Genomic DNA, 14,511 nt, shown 5'->3' with positions numbered 1-14,511 from the left:
AAACATGATCCTTTCCGAACTACAGCAACAGATTCGCGATCTCGCGCGCGATTTTGCTCACGAGCGGCTCGCCCCGGGTGCGGCAGCGCGTGACCGCGATCACACGTTCCCGCGCGAGGAGCTCAACGAGATGGGCAAACTGGGTTTGCTCGGCATGCTCGTTCCGGAAGAATATGGCGGTTCCGACACGGGCACCGTCGCCTATGCGGCCGCGCTGGAGGAGATAGCCTCTGGCGACGGCCCCTGTTCCACCATCATGAGCGTGCATAGCTCGGTCGCGTGCGTACCAATTTTGAAGTTTGGAACCCCGGACCAGAAAGAGCGCTTCCTACCGAAGCTCGCGAGTGGCGAGTGGATCGGTGGCTTTGCGCTGACGGAACCGCAAGCCGGTTCGGAGGCATCCAATCTGCGTACTCGCGCACGCTTAGATGGCGATCACTACGTCCTCGATGGTGCCAAGCAGTTCATCACCTCAGGCAAGAACGGTCAGATGATCATCGTCTTTGCCGTCACCGATCCCGAGGCCGGCAAGAAGGGGATCAGCGCTTTCATCATCCCGACCGACACCCCGGGTTACGAAGTGATCCGCGTCGAAGAAAAGCTTGGCCTTCATTCGACCGACACGTGCCAAATTGCCTTTAGCAATATGCGAATCCCAGTCGATTTGAGGTTGGGAGCAGAGGGCGAAGGGTATCGGATTGCGTTGGCGAATCTCGAGGGAGGCCGCATCGGCATCGGCGCCCAGGCGGTCGGCATGGCACGCGCGGCTTTCGAGGCCGCGCGCGAATATGCGCGTGAACGCACGGCTTTTGGCAAGGCGATCATAGAGCATCAGGCCGTTGCCTTCCGTCTTGCCGACATGGCAACCCAGATCGAGGCGGCCCGCCAACTCGTCTTTCACGCTGCGGCGCTGCGCGACAGTGGACTGCCATGCCTTTCAGAGGCCTCAATGGCGAAGCTGTTTTCGTCCGAGATGGCAGAGCGGGTCTGCTCGGATGCGATCCAGATCCATGGGGGCTATGGCTACATGGCCGACTATCCGGTCGAGCGGATCTACAGGGATGTCCGCATTTGCCAGATCTACGAAGGAACAAGCGACGTGCAGAGAATGGTGATCGCACGCAACCTATAAGAACAAGACTTGCGACGGCCGCTTCTTAAGGGAGTTGCGGACATTGGACCTGGGAGGGAAAATACGACATGACGGACACAGCTCAACTGAGCCTCCATGTTCCCGAACCCGCCGTCCGGCCGGGTGGACAACCTGATTTTTCCAACGTGAAGATTGCCAAGGCGGGCGTGGTGCCGCGACCCGAGGTCGATGTTGCGCCCGAAGAGATCCGCGACCTTGCCTACTCTATCATCCGCGTCCTCAACCGGGAGGGCGAGGCAGTCGGTCCCTGGTCGGGCATGCTTTCTGACGAAGAACTGCTGACCGGCCTGCGCAACATGATGAAGCTTCGCGCCTTCGATTCCCGAATGCTGATGGCACAGCGCCAGGGAAAGACCTCCTTCTACATGCAGCATCTCGGTGAGGAAGCCGTGAGCTGCGCCTTCCGCAAGGCCCTGCGCAAGGGCGACATGAATTTTCCGACCTATCGGCAGGCCGGGCTTTTGATTGCCGACGACTATCCCATGGTCGAAATGATGAACCAGATCTTCTCGAACGAAAGCGACCCACTTCGCGGCCGCCAACTGCCAATCATGTATTCATCGAAGGAGCATGGGTTCTTTACGATTTCGGGCAACCTTGCAACGCAGTATGTGCAGGCTGTTGGCTGGGCCATGGCCTCGGCCATCAAGAACGACAGCAAGATCGCGGCGGCCTGGATCGGGGATGGATCGACGGCGGAGTCCGATTTTCATTCGGCGCTTGTTTTTGCCTCCACCTACAAGGCGCCGGTCATTCTGAACATTGTCAACAACCAGTGGGCGATATCGACATTCCAGGGCATCGCGCGCGGCGGTTCGGGGACATTTGCAGCACGCGGGCTTGGTTTTGGAATTCCGGCGCTGCGTGTTGATGGTAACGATTATCTCGCTGTCTACGCAGTTGCGCGCTGGGCGGCCGAGAGGGCGAGACGCAACCTCGGACCGACGCTGATCGAGTATGTCACCTATCGCGTCGGTGCTCATTCGACTTCCGACGACCCGAGTGCCTACCGACCGAAAACAGAGTCCGAAGCGTGGCCCTTGGGCGACCCGGTTCTGCGGCTGAAAAAGCACCTGATCATCAGGGGTGCATGGTCGGACGAACGGCATGTCCAGGCCGAAGCTGAAATCATGGACGAGGTTATCGAAGCCCAGAAGCAAGCGGAGCATCACGGTACGCTGCATGCGGGTGGCAGACCGTCCGTTCGTGACATCTTTGAAGGTGTCTATGCCGAAATGCCACCCCACATCCGCCGTCAGCGGCAGAAGGCAGGTTTCTGACATGGCCAGGATGACGATGATTGAAGCGGTGCGTAGCGCCATGGACGTTTCGATGGCCCGCGACGACAATGTGGTCGTGTTTGGTGAAGACGTTGGCTACTTCGGTGGCGTGTTTCGGTGTACGCAAGGGTTGCAGGCAAAATACGGCAAGACACGCTGCTTCGACACGCCGATCAGCGAATCCGGCATTGTCGGTACTGCGATTGGCATGGCCGCCTATGGACTGAAGCCGTGCGTCGAGATCCAGTTCGCCGACTACATGTATCCGGCCTACGATCAGATCACGCAGGAGGCGGCACGCATCCGCTATCGTTCCAACGGCGACTTTACGTGCCCGATCGTGCTGCGAATGCCAACTGGCGGCGGCATCTTCGGCGGCCAGACACATAGCCAGAGTCCTGAAGCGCTCTTCACCCATGTCTGCGGCCTGAAGGTCGTCGTGCCCTCCAATCCCTATGACGCGAAAGGACTACTGATTTCGGCAATCGAAGATCCGGATCCGGTGATGTTCCTCGAGCCGAAGCGGCTTTACAACGGCCCGTTCGACGGGCATCACGAACGTCCGGTCACCCCCTGGTCGAAACATGACCTCGGTGAGGTTCCAGACGGACACTATTCAATTCCGATCGGCAAAGCCGAGGTCCGACGGTCGGGGGCAGCGGTGACCGTGATTGCCTACGGAACCATGGTCCATGTGGCGCTTGCAGCCGCGGAAGATTCCGGAATCGATGCCGAGGTGATCGATCTGCGCAGCCTGTTGCCACTTGATCTCGATACCATCGTCCAATCCGTGAACAAGACCGGACGCTGCGTTGTTGTCCATGAGGCGACGCTAACGTCAGGTTTCGGCGCAGAGATCGTGTCGCTCGTGCAAGAGCACTGCTTCTATCATCTTGAAGCGCCCGTCATGCGCGTCGCCGGTTGGGACACACCCTATCCCCATGCCCAGGAATGGGACTACTTTCCCGGCCCCGGACGGGTCGGGCGGGCACTTGCCGAAGTCATGGAGGCCTGACACATGGGCGAATTCGTCATCAAGATGCCCGATGTCGGCGAAGGTGTAGCCGAGGCCGAACTTGTCGAGTGGCACGTCAAGACGGGAGACCCTGTCCAGGAAGACATGGTAATCGCCGCCGTCATGACCGACAAGGCGACGGTCGAGATCCCGTCACCCGTGACTGGCACCGTCATCTGGCTCGGTGCCGAAGTTGGTGACAAGATTGCTGTCAAGGCGCCACTTGTGCGCATAGAGACGAGCGGCGATGTGGCGCACGATCGGGTCGAGGCGCCTGCTGCGCCCGCCGCTTCGACAGCACCCGACTCTGAACCGCGGACAGTCCAGCCGGCAGAGACGCAGTCGCCAAAGCCTGCTCCCGCCCCACGACGCGAGGCTCCGGCACCTGCCGAAAAACCGTTGGCGTCGCCATCAGTGCGACTGTTCGCCCGCGAAACCGGTGTTGACCTTCGGCAACTCAAGGGATCGGGCCCTGCCGGGCGGATACTTCGCGAAGACGTCGATCAATTCCTGGCTCGTGGAGAGCTGCCGTCCGTTCAGCCTGCAATGGCGAAGAAGACGTCAACAGAAGAGGTCAAACTCACAGGCCTCAGGCGTCGCATTGCAGAAAAAATGTCGCTTTCGACGTCCCGCATCCCCCACATCACCTATGTCGAGGAAGTCGATATGACGGCCTTGGAGGAACTCAGGGCCACCATGAACCGCGACCGGAAGCCAGAGCAGGCGAAGTTGACTGTCCTGCCGTTCCTGATGCGGGCCATCGTAAGGGCGGTTGCCGATCAACCGAACATCAACGCGACCTTCGACGATGACAAGGGTATTCTCACCCGCCACGGCGCCGTCCATATCGGCATTGCAGCTCAGACGCCCGCTGGACTGGTTGTGCCGGTTGTCAAGAATGCCGAGGCGCGGGGTATTTGGGATTGCGCCGCGGAGATGGGCAGGCTTGCGGAGGCTGCGCGGGCAGGCACCGCGACCCGTGACGAGCTCGGCGGCTCCACCATCACCATCAGTTCGCTGGGATCGCTGGGCGGCATCGTTTCAACGCCCGTCATCAACCATCCGGAAGTCGCCATCGTTGGCGTAAACAAGATCGCCGTGCGCCCCGCCTGGGATGGCACTCAGTTCGTACCGCGCAAGATGATGAACCTCTCATCGAGTTTCGATCATCGCATCGTCGACGGTTGGGATGCTGCCACCTTTATCCAGCGTGTCCGGGTTCTGCTCGAGACCCCCGCCCTCATTTTCATCGAAGGCTAGGATCCATGAAAGAGATTGTCTGCAAGCTTCTCGTTATCGGTGCCGGTCCGGGGGGCTACGTCTGCGCCATCAGGGCCGGGCAACTCGGCCTCGACACGGTCATCGTTGAAGCCGACAGGCCGGGCGGCACGTGCCTGAATGTGGGCTGCATCCCCTCGAAAGCCCTCATCCACGCCGCCGAGGAATTTGGCGCGACGAAGCAGATGATGACAGGCAAGAACGCCATGGGCATTCGCGTGGAGGCAACAACCATAGACCTTGCGAGGACCATCGCCTGGAAGGACGGCATCGTCGGCCGCCTGAACGGTGGCGTATCTGCGCTGCTGCAGAAGGCAAGAGTAAAGATAGTTCACGGTCGGGCGTCCTTCCGCGACGGCAAGACGGTGGAAGTGGAGACCGAGGTCGGGCTGCAGGTCATTCGGGCCGAAACCGTGGTTATCGCGACCGGTTCCGAACCTGTAGAACTCGCAGCCCTGCCCTTTGGAGGTCGGGTCATCTCGTCCACAGTGGCGCTCTCGCTGACCGATTTGCCGAAGAAGCTCGTTGTCGTGGGCGGCGGGTATATAGGGCTCGAACTCGGTACTGCCTTCGCGAAGCTCGGTTCGGAGGTAACCGTCGTTGAAGCGATGCAGCAGGTCCTGCCGCAGTATGATGGCGATCTCGTGCGCCCGGTGCAACGTCGGCTTGGCGAACTCGGCGTACGGGTCCTGACAGGTGCGAAGGCAAAGGCGCTGTCGGACAGCGGTGATGCGCTGGCGGTCGAAACCGCGGATGGGCAACAACAGCAGCTTGCTTTTGACCGCCTGCTTGTGACCGTTGGCCGGCGGCCACGAACTACGGGATCGGGAATCGAGGACCTCGACCTCGACCGGACCGGACCATACCTGCGTGTCGACGATCGCTGCCGCACCTCGATGCGCGGCATCTATGCGATTGGCGATGTAACAGGGGAGCCGATGCTTGCCCATCGCGCCATGGCACAGGGAGAAATGGTAGCCGAAATCGTCGCCGGCAAGAAACGTGCCTGGGACAAGCGTGCAATCCCTGCGATCTGCTTCACCGATCCGGAAATCATAACCGCTGGCCTTTCCCCCGACGAGGCACGTGCGCAGGGCTATGCGATCCGCGTCGGACAATTTCCCTTCAGCGCCAATGGTCGCGCGATGACAATGCTATCAGAGGAAGGGTTCGTGCGCGTCGTCGCACGCGCCGACACCAATCTGGTTCTTGGCATGCAGGCTGTCGGCGTCGGTGTGTCCGAACTTTCCGCCGACTTTGCGTTGGCACTTGAAATGGGCGCGCGACTGGAGGACCTTGCGGGCACAATCCATGCCCACCCGACACGTAGCGAAGCCGTCCAGGAAGCTGCCCTTAAGGCGCTTGGGCACGCATTGCACATTTGAGGTGGCATTCATGCACCTTCAACTGCGCAGTACCAATTTGGACTTTGCCGCTTTATCTGATAGCTGGCGCGCTCCACCCGACCGGAGCATTTGAGAGATGGCAGCCGCATTCTACCGAGACTACATCGTTGACCTTAATTCAAGGATCGATGACATCCACGCAATGGTAGAGAGTTATCAAAGCTATGAGTTGAAGATGGAGTTGCTCGCACAAAAGAACCTCGTGAGCTACACGGAGCGCAAGGTAAAGGGACAGGTTGACGGCCTGGCCTATCGCCGGGACTTCGAAGCCGGCCAGGCTGTGCAGATGCAACAAAAAAACGCCTTTGCCCTGTTCAGTGGCTTCTTCAATCTCGGCCAGTTTCTGGCGTTCAATGGGCAGACCCGTGAAAAGGACGCCCGAAGGTTTGCCGAGCTCCTGACTGCCAATTGGCAGTATCCGACCTGTGCGATCCATCTCGTCTACCGCAAGAAGGGACAACCGAAGACGGCGTCGACCAGAATGCATCTTGTCGGCCTGAACGGTGAGGCGGATGCCGCAGTCTATGAGCAGGCAATTGACAGGACCGACGGCCTGGTGGCTCACCGACCTTTCCGATCCGACCTCTTCTGGGAATGGAAATAACAATCAGGACAAAGGGCTTGACCTAGAGCTGCCTTCCTGATCGTTATCTCTCACGGATGGGAGCCCATCGAGCCATGGCCATGATGAGCAGCTTCATTGCCTTGGGAATGAACATGAGAGGTCTCGGGTTGGGCCCGTAGCTCCGCAATCTCATCCGACTTGGTCGCAAGGTACGATATCAGATCTGCAGCATCCGTCGCCGACATGCCGAGGTTTGGCATCCGGACGCCCTTGTACCTTGCGTCGAGTTCCGCAAGCGTTGGATCTTTCTCGGCCCGCAGCCGGAAGGGATTCATGATCATTTTTTCAAGCCACGGCCGGTCGCGCCTGACGGTGACATCGAGAAGGTCCGGACCAATACGATCGCCGACGCCGATCGTGTGACATGGTGCACAGATTTTCTTGAACAGGACTTGCCCCGGTTCAGCCTGGAGCTTGAGACCCTTTTGGTCGGTAGCCGGTGCCAAGGGAGTAGCTGGTGCATGATGCCCCTCGCGCCACGCGGGATCCATGTCACGGACAGCGAGTTCGACGTTCTCGATATCGGCAAACGGTGAGTTTCTGGCCCACTCTCCGGTGGCGTCATTGCCAAGCACGATCTCGTTGCGGTGATCTGTTGCAACGTCACTCTTGTTTCCAAGCTTGGCGTTGATGGCCCTGATATCATCCGGCTTCCCGGTAATGAATGTCCAGCCCGGCCCTTTATAGAAGGCATCGGCAAAGCTCTTCAGTTTCGCGGGTGTGTCGTTTTCCGGATCGACGGTGATCGAGACAACGAAGATCTTCTTTCCGATCTGATCCTCAATCCTGTCGACGACCTGGGTAATGCGTGCTGTCGTCAACGGACAGAGGTCCGTACAGCTGGTAAATATGAAGCTGATGAGGACAATCTTGCCTTTGATCAGATCATCATAGAAATGGACCTTCTCACCATTCTGGGTGATAACTTCGACGTTTGGGAAGTACTCCTTGCCCCAACGTGAACTGCCGGCCGCCGCGCTTCCTCCGTACAGGAGAGAAAGTGCGATAGCGACAATCAGCATAGCCACCGGCCAGCGCTTCATTGCATCCTCCCGAGGCTTGCCAATAAGCCGGATGCGGCCGCGAAATCACACGACCGCATCAGGGCTTCGGAACAGTCTCCAATTGGGCTTGCACCTGAGACTGAGTATTTTTCCATCCTTTCGGCGCGCCTTCGGGCAGAATCTCGGGGGTCGTGAAGTAGACACCGTCGGGGGTCGGGTTCGGAGTAGGCGTCACCGCCGCCTGGGGTGTTCCAGCAACCCCGGTCAGCAGCTGAATCCGCAGCAGCATGGCGAAGTCTTCGTGAACGGTATTGTGGCAATGGTTCACATAGGACCCGCCGAATTCGCCGAACTGGACCTGGAAGGTGACGCTGCCACTTTCTCCAAGCCGCCACACGTCCTTTCTTGCCAGATTTTCGGTCGGCCCCGGCGGCTTGCCATTGCGCAGCATCGTGACGCCTTCCTCGAAGTGCAGGTGAATGGGGTGATCCCATCCGCCACCGCCATTCTTGTAGGTCCAGTGCTCCACTTCACCTGCTTTTGGAACCAGCAGGGAAATCCTGTTGGCGTTCATGGAATGCGACGTCTCGCCATTGATGCGAATGGTCCACGGGAAGTTCACGTATTCCCCGCAGTCTGGGGTGCAGCCGTTCGGTCCACGCGAGTCTCCGGTTCCCGACTTGCCAAATTCAACAACGCGCGTGCGCACCGGTGTGACGATCGGGATCTGCTCGGTCAGTACTGCCGGCACCTGGCTCCTGTCTAGGTCGGTGGCGCGGTGAATGACACCTGGAACATCCACGCTTTCGACGGCACCAACAATCCGGAACTCGAGCATCGGACCAACAACGGGATCGTCCGACGTGCCCTTCAGGGCCTTCGAAAGGCTGAATTCCTCCTTGAGTCGCCGCCCATCCTCGTGGCGCACTTGATTGACCACCTTGATGCGGTCACCAACCTTGAAGCCGGAGAAATCGACGATGAAGTCGAAGCGCTCTCCCATAGCCTGTACGGGCAAAGATGGCATCGTCAACGGATTGACGACAAGGTTTCCGTCATTGGCGATGAACTTGATCGGAACCGGATTGCCTTTCGCATCCGCGAGCCCGAGCTTCAGGAAGCGCGACATGCAAGCGTTGAGGGCACGGAACCTGTACTTGCGTGGCAGCACTTCGAAGAAGGGTGCAAACCCGAAGTTGACCAGCGGAACGTCGCCCAGCATGCCGTCGGTGTCGAAGATGTCGAAGTAGAGCTGACCGGAGGCGTCGCAGGCGCAGTCAGAGAAGATCAGGTTGACGTCAAAATCGGTGTTTCCCCACCCAAGCAGCTTGCCGCTCGGCAGTCTGAGATTGACGCCGTCCTGCAGCTCCTCATTGCCGCGGTCCGGGCCGCTGTAATAGTTGATGGCACCAAGGTTGCCCTTGTAGACATTCTCGGCGGTGAAGAAGAAACGGTGGTCGTGGGCCCACATCGACCCCTGCAGTTCGCGGAAATCACCGGCGACATTGACGAGGCCGGTATTGTCGTCAGGACCGGAGGCGCGCGGGTCGCCGGCCTGGGTGTTGATCAAGTCGCGACGGGCAAGTGTCGTGCTCCAGCGATAGTCGTAGAAGGTGCCGGGGAAGTGGTGGACGTTTGCAGCCCCATCGCTTTCCGCGCCATTGTGGGCGTTGTGGAAATGCAACTGACTTTCGTTGCGGCCGAAGCCGTTGTTTGCTGCCCGGTCAGCAGGCAGGTCGTTGTAGACCCTGGTGATGATCGGCTCGCCGTAGCGGCCCTTGATCAGGAATGGCGGCAGCATGCATCCGCCGTATCGTCCTGATCCATAGGTCCAGCAGCTATTTGGATGCTGCAGCGGGAAATTGTCGTGGAAATAGCCACCCGATCCCTGGGCAACCTGACCAAGCCGCATGATGTAGCCGACCTTCGGGAAGAACTCGTCCCAGCGCTGGTGCGCGAAGACCTCGCCTGGGGGACGTCCTTCAATCGGCCCGCGATAGGTCAGCGGATTGATGAATTGCCGGTTGGTCGGATCGGCGGAGAAATCCGTGTGATAGGACAGCCGCTTGGCCGGCCGCTCGCCGAGGCTGGCCGGAAAGGCCGCGTGTCCTTCGGCCGTTCGGGTGATCGGCAGCGGTTTGAGATGGTTCAGCCTGTGCATTGGCTGCGTGAATTTCTGGATGCCGAACAGCGGTGTGCGCGGCGTGCCAGTCGGAACAGCCGCATAAGCGCTCTTTGCGAATGGGCTCAGCCCGTTCTTGCACGCCAGATATCCGCTTGCGGTGAAGATGCCCCATCGCAACAACTCGCGGCGGGTCACTTGCCCCTGGTTTAACGCCCTGACAATTTCTGCACGATTGTCTCGTGCATGCTGCGCTTCTCTCTGCCTGATTCTAGATGCATCGTTAGGAATATACATTCGACCAGCCCCCAATCAAATGTAATCAAGCGCATCAACGCATGATGGCAAAAACAGCCTACACCACAAAACCCTGAATAACAAATGTTAACTGCACAAATCATGATAACAAGTAGTACTTTTAGAATACAAATTGCGACTTCTATGCTTCACAACACATAAGGAGTAGTTGAGTTTTTCGCAGAATTTTTGTATAGTTTAGCTATAAATATTTACGCCTAAAGATTTTATCTCGATCGATACTGCATAGTTTTTAGACAGTTCAGGGGCGACATACGGCGATGCCGAACTTTAGGTACCGAGCGATCGATCTCTCGGGGCATATGCTCGAGGGTGTTCTGCAGGCAGGCTCCAGCGCACTGATGGCCGCTGAGCTGGAGCGACGATCGTTGCTTCCCGTCGACATAGAAGAGGTTACGCGCACAGGCTCGGGGTTGTCTCTGTCGCTGCAATCGCTCTCGACCCCGTCCTTTGACGACATCACGGCCTTCACAGAAGACCTTGCGGCACTGCTTTCCGCAAGCGTCGCTCTCGACCGCGCGTTGCAGATTATCCATCAGTCCACAAAGCGGCATGCGTTGAGCGTGATGACACGGTCATTATGGGAGGTGGTTTCAAAAGGGCACAGCTTTGGCGAAGCGATCTCGTCGCACCCGGCTTCCTTCCCGCCGACCTATATCAAAATGGTCGAGGTGGCCGAAATTGCCGGCAATCTAGATGTCACGCTGCAAGTGATCGCGCAGGAGAGACGGCGAGGTCGGGAGCTGAGACAACGCCTGACGTCAGCGCTCGCTTATCCTGCGTTTCTCGTCCTTGCTGCGATGGGCGTACTGTTTTTTGTTCTCACAGTCGTCATTCCGGAGTTCGACAACGCGCTCGCAAGCATTGGCTCGACAGCAAACAATTCTGCCTCCGTGGTTTTTGCCCTGTCGCGTGCAACGGCAGCCAACAGCGGCCTGATTGCCGTCATTGGCATCGGGATTCTCTGCGGCATCCTCTTCATCAGCCGCAGCAAGCCTGCAAGGGCGATGCTAATTTCGCTGCTCGGCCATCTCCCGGGCTTGAACACGCTACTGATGCAGGAGCGTGCCGTCGTCTTCTGTTCGACGTTTGCCATGCTGACCAAAGCCGGCGTCGACCTTCCGACATCTTTGCGCCTGATCCGCGACCTGATGCGCGATGAAAGCTCGGCGGAGCTCGTGGCCGATGTGCTCGCCCGCGTCAGGGACGGAAGCCAACTTACGGAAGCGCTTTCGCGTGCGTCCTTCCTTCCTCCCTACGGTCTGCAGATGCTGCGCGTCGGCGAAACCACCGGCGACACCGGCAAGGCCGCCTTGCGGGTCGCAAGCTACTACGAAACGCGACTTGACCGTTCCATTGCCCGTGCGACCGCGATCATCGGTCCGATTGTGCTTTTGACCGTCAGTGCGCTCATTGCCTGGATCATCGTCTCTGTGATCACGGCCTTGCTGAGCCTCAACGAACTGTTGCTGTGATCACCATGAAGAAGCCGCTCCCAGCCAACATCAAATCCGACCGGCGCCGAAAGGACAGAGGCGACGGCGGCTTCACGCTCTTGGAGCTGCTGGTGGTACTCGTCATCCTGAGCCTGGTCGCAAGCATTGCCGCTCCGCGTGTGCTTGGCTATCTCTCGGAGGCGCGCGTAAAAGCAGCGCGACTGCAGATAGAAGCCCTGACCTCCGCATTCGACCTCTTCTATCTCGACACCTCGCGCTATCCGACGGAGCGCGAGGGTCTTAACGCCCTGGTGAGCGGCGCGGCGATCAAGCGCTGGAAAGGCCCATACATCCAGCAGGCTTCCATACCGCTCGATCCCTGGGGACATGAATATCAATACCGCATTGGCGACAAGGGGCGACCCCGGATCATTTCCTTTGGTGCCGATGGCGTTGAAGGGGGAGCCGACAATGCCGCTGACATCACCATCCAATAGCGCCCCGACGAGAGACGGCGGGTTTGCCCTTCTGGAGCTCCTTTCCGCACTTGCGATCATGGTCTTTGTCGTCGTGATGGCATTGCCGTATGTCATCAACACTGGACAGGCAATGGAGCTGAAGGTCCAGGCCGCAGAGATTGCAGCGCTCTTGCGCTACGACCGAAACATCGCCATGGCCGAAGGTCGCACGGTCGTCTCCAGGATCGATACGCACCATGGCACAGTACTTTCGGGTTCTTCCGCGAAAAGGATTGTGCTTCGGGAAGGCACGGCGATACGCATGAAGCATGTTTTGCGACCTTCCGCGGCCGGCGTGGTTGCGTTTCAGGCCAGCGGGCGCTCGTCGGGTGGAACCTTCGACATTCAGGGACCGCGCGGAAGCTTCAGAATATCGGTCAATCCCCTGACCTCTGGTATCGTGCTGTCGACGGTCGAATGAGGCCCGGCATGAATGCGAACCCATCTCACGACGACAGGGAGACATGCGCCAGGCACAGCCGGGGGTTTACGCTCCTGGAGGTCCTGGTTGCGGTCGCCATCCTTGCCGCCTTACTCTACGTGGTCCCAAGAAGCCTAGTTTCGGCACGCGTCTCAATAGCCCAGTCCCAAGCTTGGCTAGAGGCCCGCCTTGTCGCCGAGGAAGTGCTCGCGGAGGAATTGCAGGGCAAAACCATGCGCCCCGGCTCCTTGGGCGGGGTGAGCCACGGCCGCAGATGGAGCGCCACCATCACGCCATCAGCTGTCGCCGACGGGCGCGGCCCGGAGGGGCAGATCCTGCTCGAAGCACGCCTTTCAGTCGAGGTTTCACCCTCCCGCAGTCTGGCTGTCGACAGGATCTTGTTGGGGATGGCAGAATGAGAAAGGCGCGCCAGAGAGGAGACCGTGGTTTTGCGATGCTGGAGGCACTGGTTGTGCTTCTGTTGAGCGCACTGGTCTTCCAGGCGCTTCTTCTGGCAGCTTATCTGGTGACCCGCTCCTCAACGGCCGCCACCCGCGAGGCCAGCAGCGTTGAGCGGGTGGCGACCGGGCTTACGGCACTGCGTCGTGACTTATCAGAGATCGCGGCAATCAAGACCAGTGAAAGTGTCGGCGCGCCCCTGCTGTTTTACGGCAGCGAACAGGCTGTCGGCCTTGCAACCGGCTCGGCGTCCGACCAACTGGTCTGGATATCGGTTCGATCGGGAGACCTCGTTCGATCGGCAACGGCGCGCCTGCCCTCAGCAACGGGATTTGAAAAGGTACGATCCGAAGCGCCGACCGCTCTCCTGCAAGGTGCGAGGAAGTATCGCTTTTCCTTTGCACAGAAGACCAAGAAGGGTCTGGTCTGGACCAATTCGTGGTCTGGTCAGCCCATTCTTCCAGATATCATCCGCTTGGAGGTTTGGGCCAGTTCGAATACACAACGCCCGCCCCTGATACTCGTGGTTTCGCCGCGCGTTGATCCTCCGCGAACATGCCCGGAAGGTGCTGCATGTGAGGAGGGCGCCGATGCGACGTGACGGAGGATACGTCACCCTGGCCACCCTTGTCGCCTGTTGTCTCCTGGCAGGCGTCGTGTCGACGCTGGTTCTGCTGGCACAGCCGACCCTGGTACTGACGCGCCTGGGCGTTGACGATCTCGTAACGGAAAGCCTTCTCGATAGCGGCGCGACGGCTTCATCCTACCTCCTGTTCACCGAAGGCAAGAGCGCGCAATCCATCGATGGCAGCACGATCACTTTGACGACCGGCACCGTCACGCTACATGTTACCGCCGAGGCAGCACGGCTTGATCTGAATACGTCGCCTCCGGAGTTGCTGAAGGGGCTCTTTTCTGCAGTGGATGGCCAATCACTTTCGCCTGAGGCTTTTGCCGCACGCGTCGTTGACTGGCGTGACGAGGACAATGAGCGGACGCCCGAAGGAGCAGAACGCGCCGACTATACCGGGCGCGAAGCAAGTTCACTTCCCATGAACGGAAAATTCCAGTCTGTCGGCGAGTTGCGCTTTCTGCGTGGACTGAGCGAGAATGACTATATGAAACTCGAGTCGTTTCTCACGGTGCATAACCGGACCGGCTTGCTTTATCCGGGGGCTGCCTCCCGGAAGGCCTTGCTCGCCATCCCAGATATGAGTGAGGCAGATGCGTCGGCACTTGCCGGCCTCGCCAGCGATGATGAAATCGACGAGCAGCGCTCCCTGATACAAAAATACAAAGGTTTTCTCACGGAGGAGATCCCGACCGTTTATCGCCTGAACCTTGTCGCGCACAGCAAGAGCGGTCGCACCGGTACGGCGGAGATGATCGTTGGCGATGCCAACGACAGTCCCAAAGGCTATGTCGTTTACGCGTGGAGCCTTACAGGTCCGGAGGCTCGCTGATGGCGGGGCATGT

14 protein-coding genes are annotated in these 14,511 nt (G+C 59.1%); 12 read left to right on the top strand and 2 right to left on the bottom strand.

The features are described 5' to 3' along the window. Positions 1–4: 4 nt before the first annotated feature. The 6 genes from JNB88_RS09140 to JNB88_RS09115 all read left to right on the top strand — a co-directional run bounded on the left by JNB88_RS09140 (position 5) and on the right by JNB88_RS09115 (position 6,736). The gene (locus JNB88_RS09140) at positions 5–1,132 is read left to right on the top strand and encodes an acyl-CoA dehydrogenase family protein (RefSeq protein ID WP_220355176.1); all 1,128 of its coding nucleotides are present in this window, start codon (positions 5–7) and stop codon (positions 1,130–1,132) included. 68 nt (positions 1,133–1,200) lie between these two features. Further along, on the top strand, positions 1,201–2,433 hold the full coding sequence (locus tag JNB88_RS09135; RefSeq protein ID WP_220355175.1) for a 3-methyl-2-oxobutanoate dehydrogenase (2-methylpropanoyl-transferring) subunit alpha: 1,233 nt from the start codon (positions 1,201–1,203) through the stop codon (positions 2,431–2,433). 1 nt (position 2,434) lies between these two features. Continuing rightward, on the top strand, positions 2,435–3,448 hold the full coding sequence (locus JNB88_RS09130) for an alpha-ketoacid dehydrogenase subunit beta (RefSeq protein ID WP_220355174.1): 1,014 nt from the start codon (positions 2,435–2,437) through the stop codon (positions 3,446–3,448). A gap of 3 nt (positions 3,449–3,451) precedes the next feature. Next, entirely contained in the window at positions 3,452–4,708 is a 1,257-nt protein-coding gene (locus tag JNB88_RS09125; RefSeq protein WP_220355173.1) for a dihydrolipoamide acetyltransferase family protein, read from the top strand. Positions 4,709–4,713: 5 nt separating this feature from the next. Then, on the top strand, positions 4,714–6,111 hold the full coding sequence (gene lpdA / locus JNB88_RS09120; RefSeq protein WP_220355172.1) for a dihydrolipoyl dehydrogenase: 1,398 nt from the start codon (positions 4,714–4,716) through the stop codon (positions 6,109–6,111). Between the two features lie 97 nt (positions 6,112–6,208). Then, on the top strand, positions 6,209–6,736 hold the full coding sequence (locus JNB88_RS09115; protein WP_220355171.1) for a hypothetical protein: 528 nt from the start codon (positions 6,209–6,211) through the stop codon (positions 6,734–6,736). 50 nt (positions 6,737–6,786) lie between these two features. Here JNB88_RS09115 and JNB88_RS09110 read toward each other — a convergent pair whose 3' ends face one another. Then, positions 6,787–7,800 (bottom strand): SCO family protein, encoded by a 1,014-nt coding sequence (locus tag JNB88_RS09110; protein WP_220355170.1) that lies wholly within the window; start codon positions 7,798–7,800, stop codon positions 6,787–6,789. A gap of 58 nt (positions 7,801–7,858) precedes the next feature. Further along, complete coding sequence (locus JNB88_RS09105) at positions 7,859–10,081, bottom strand: multicopper oxidase family protein (protein ID WP_338110979.1); 2,223 nt, start codon at positions 10,079–10,081, stop codon at positions 7,859–7,861. Positions 10,082–10,461: 380 nt separating this feature from the next. Between JNB88_RS09105 and JNB88_RS09100 the strand changes: the two genes are divergently transcribed. From JNB88_RS09100 to JNB88_RS09075, 6 genes are read left to right on the top strand one after another with little or no spacing between them, the layout of a single operon-like run. After that, positions 10,462–11,676 (top strand): type II secretion system F family protein, encoded by a 1,215-nt coding sequence (locus JNB88_RS09100; protein WP_220355168.1) that lies wholly within the window; start codon positions 10,462–10,464, stop codon positions 11,674–11,676. Positions 11,677–11,681: 5 nt separating this feature from the next. Continuing rightward, the gene (gspG, locus tag JNB88_RS09095) at positions 11,682–12,134 is read left to right on the top strand and encodes a type II secretion system major pseudopilin GspG (RefSeq protein WP_220355167.1); all 453 of its coding nucleotides are present in this window, start codon (positions 11,682–11,684) and stop codon (positions 12,132–12,134) included. After that, positions 12,109–12,576, top strand: a complete 468-nt coding sequence (locus JNB88_RS09090) for a GspH/FimT family pseudopilin (protein WP_037136651.1) — start codon at positions 12,109–12,111, stop codon at positions 12,574–12,576. Before gspG ends, JNB88_RS09090 begins: the two co-directional genes overlap by 26 nt. A gap of 8 nt (positions 12,577–12,584) precedes the next feature. Next, the gene (locus tag JNB88_RS09085) at positions 12,585–12,995 is read left to right on the top strand and encodes a type IV pilus modification PilV family protein (RefSeq protein WP_220355166.1); all 411 of its coding nucleotides are present in this window, start codon (positions 12,585–12,587) and stop codon (positions 12,993–12,995) included. Further along, a complete protein-coding gene (locus JNB88_RS09080) occupies positions 12,992–13,636 on the top strand; it encodes a hypothetical protein (protein WP_220355165.1) in 645 nt (214 codons plus the stop codon). Before JNB88_RS09085 ends, JNB88_RS09080 begins: the two co-directional genes overlap by 4 nt. After that, positions 13,626–14,498: a type II secretion system minor pseudopilin gene (locus tag JNB88_RS09075; protein WP_220355164.1), complete on the top strand. Its 873-nt coding sequence runs from the start codon at positions 13,626–13,628 to the stop codon at positions 14,496–14,498. The genes JNB88_RS09080 and JNB88_RS09075 overlap by 11 nt, the downstream gene beginning before the upstream one ends. Positions 14,499–14,511 lie beyond the last annotated feature (13 nt).

This window comes from Rhizobium cauense (assembly GCF_019511525.1).
GTDB classification, from domain to species: Bacteria; Pseudomonadota; Alphaproteobacteria; order Rhizobiales; family Rhizobiaceae; genus Rhizobium; species Rhizobium cauense.
This window is presented reverse-complemented; position numbering and strand designations above follow the sequence as displayed.